Raw genomic sequence first — 2,229 nt, 5'->3', positions numbered from 1 at the left:
ACCAGATGCGCGCGGATATCCATGATGGCCAGGAGCAATCGCTCCACATGGGCCGGATCCATGAGCGCAAGACCAACCTCGCCATCTCGAAAAGCCTCTTGCGACGCACGGCCGGTCCATACATACGGGTCAGGCAGTGAAGTTCACCGACTGTTCGGAATGTCCGGTGTTCCCCGCGTGAGCGGACGTTCGGCTTACTTCAGCTCAGTGCCATTAGCGGACATTGCCACAATCCGGTGGGGGTTCGTTCGACAGTACTGGCTATGGGAGAAGTATGTCCTTTCATTGTGCTGCACGAGCCATAACGCGCGTACCACCCCGGACGGCTCCGCTATCCGCGGATCGCCGCATTGGCCTTCTCGGCGGCGGCGGTCATTGCACTCTCTGCCGATTTCGCTCCGGAGACCACTTCGTTGACGCCGATCATGAAGGCGTCCTGGATGGGTCTCGATTGCGGATGGAAGAGGATTGCCTTCGCGCGCTCGACATCGGCATTTTGCAAGTTAGTCAGCGCCGCTGCGGCTGCCTGCGGGCCGAACGCCTTCTTGAAGCCCTCACTCGACCAAGCCGACAGGCGTGTCGTCGCCAGCCCTGTGGCGGCGGTCTGCAGTGAGGTCGGCTTGCTTGTCGCCCACAGCAGGAACAAGAAAGCTGCCCGCTTGTTTCGTGATTTCGAATTAATGCACGCCTGCCAGTGCGACATAAAGGGGACAGGTGTGCGGCTGGCGACATGCGGAAAGGCTGCAAACTCAGCCTGCTTGGTGACGCGGCTCTTCGCTGGATCGGAGATGTCAGTAGCGAAGTTGCTGCTGTCGATTGCCATTGCCGTCCTGCCCTGAAGGAAATCGTCCAACACCTGGTACCATTCATAACTGCCCACGCCGACAGGTCCGGCTTGGCTGAGCAACTGTCCGTACATCTCGACGGCCGCGATCGCCTCAGGGCTCGCGAAAGCCGCCTTGTTGTCCTTGACCATGGCCCCACCATAAGAGAACACGAAGCTCATGGCTGCCGTGGACGAATTGCCGCTGGCCTGGGCCCGCATGGCGATCCCGGACATTTCACTGGTCTTGACCGCCTTGGCGGTGGCAAGCAGCTCGTCGAAGGTCTGGGGAACCGGCAGGTTCTTGGCTGCCAGCGCATCGCTGTTGATGAACAAGGTCACCGCCTCGGAGGTGATCGGGAAGGCGTAGCGTTCGCCGTCCGGCCATAGCGGAAAGGCTCGGGCGGTCTTCAGGAGGTCGCTCTCGTCATACCAAGCGAGATCGGTCAGCGACCTGTCGGAATAATAGGCGTTCAGCGGCTCGAGCCATCCTGCCGAGATGCCCTGGCCATAAGTCAGGAACATGAAGACGTCAGGCGTCCTGCTGCCGCGGGCGAGCTTGATCGGCAGGGCGCCCAGGAACAAAGTTTCCAACTGGAAGTCGGTGACGACGCTGATACCGGTGAGCTTGGTGAAGTCCGGCAAAAGCGGAGTGATCGCATTCGACCAGGGATGGATCGCGCCCGCGAGTGTGATTGTCTGCCCGGCAAACTGTTTCCAATCGATTGCAGCGTCGGCATACATCGCAGCGGCATCCTCGGCGAAGCTCCACCGCGGCAGTATGGCCAGGGCCGGCAGGACGATCCCCGCCGCGCCCAATCCCTTGACGAAGCTGCGCCGGCTGGCCGGCACTCGACCGCTCAGTGAGTTTTCACCCCGCGCCATGTCAGTGCTCCTCCCAATGGGCTGTCATTCACAACACGGGAGCGGGGCCGTACTCGTGATGTTGCGACCCTCGCTAGGCAACCGACAGGCTCCAGAGCCGGTGTAACCTGCGCGGTCGAGGAATTCGAGTTCCCGTCTTACCTATGCTATGCGCACTCATCCATGTACCCTATTATTCTAGCAATTCTCTGGTGTCGGCACCAGAAGACGCGCCGGTCGCGCGAGCACCAAGGACCCAAGGCCGATGTCAGTCCCTGCTCCGGGCCTAACTTTGCGGTGGTTTGCTCGTCCGCTGATCCTGGCGGTCGCGGTGCTTCTGATGCTGTTTGGCGCGACCGGATTTCTCGGCCTCCAATATTGGCACGAGCGGCAAGCGGCAGATCTCTCGCTCGAGCATAGCCGCCAAGTGCTCGATACGCTCGATCGGCTGCGGACGATCATCGCCAACCCCCAACCGCTACTAGCAGGCGTCGGCTAGCTCGCATAGCTCGTGAACCGCCGATACGAGCTCGCTCTCTAGA

At 61.0% G+C, this 2,229-nt stretch carries 2 protein-coding genes; one reads left to right on the top strand and one right to left on the bottom strand.

Going from position 1 to position 2,229, the window contains the following annotated elements; translation table 11 throughout:
- Positions 1–331: 331 nt before the first annotated feature.
- The gene (locus tag ACS5Q1_RS46820; RefSeq protein WP_473104611.1) at positions 332–1,708 is read right to left on the bottom strand and encodes an ABC transporter substrate-binding protein; all 1,377 of its coding nucleotides are present in this window, start codon (positions 1,706–1,708) and stop codon (positions 332–334) included.
- 244 nt (positions 1,709–1,952) lie between these two features.
- Here ACS5Q1_RS46820 and ACS5Q1_RS46815 point away from each other — a divergent pair, with 244 nt between their 5' ends.
- Positions 1,953–2,186, top strand: coding sequence for a hypothetical protein (locus ACS5Q1_RS46815; protein ID WP_473104610.1), 234 nt, complete (start codon positions 1,953–1,955; stop codon positions 2,184–2,186).
- Positions 2,187–2,229 lie beyond the last annotated feature (43 nt).

The sequence above is a fragment of the Microvirga sp. GN3 genome (genome assembly GCF_055792825.1).
Note: the sequence above shows the minus strand (reverse complement) of the source record. Positions and strands in the feature narration are given on the sequence as shown.

What these genes read in the sequence shown, in the direction of transcription:
- ACS5Q1_RS46820 (WP_473104611.1), bottom strand. Translation starts at nt 1,708, where the DNA reads ATGGCGCGGGGTGAAAACTCACTGAGCGGTCGAGTGCCGGCCAGCCGG.
- ACS5Q1_RS46815 (WP_473104610.1), top strand. Translation starts at nt 1,953, where the DNA reads ATGTCAGTCCCTGCTCCGGGCCTAACTTTGCGGTGGTTTGCTCGTCCG.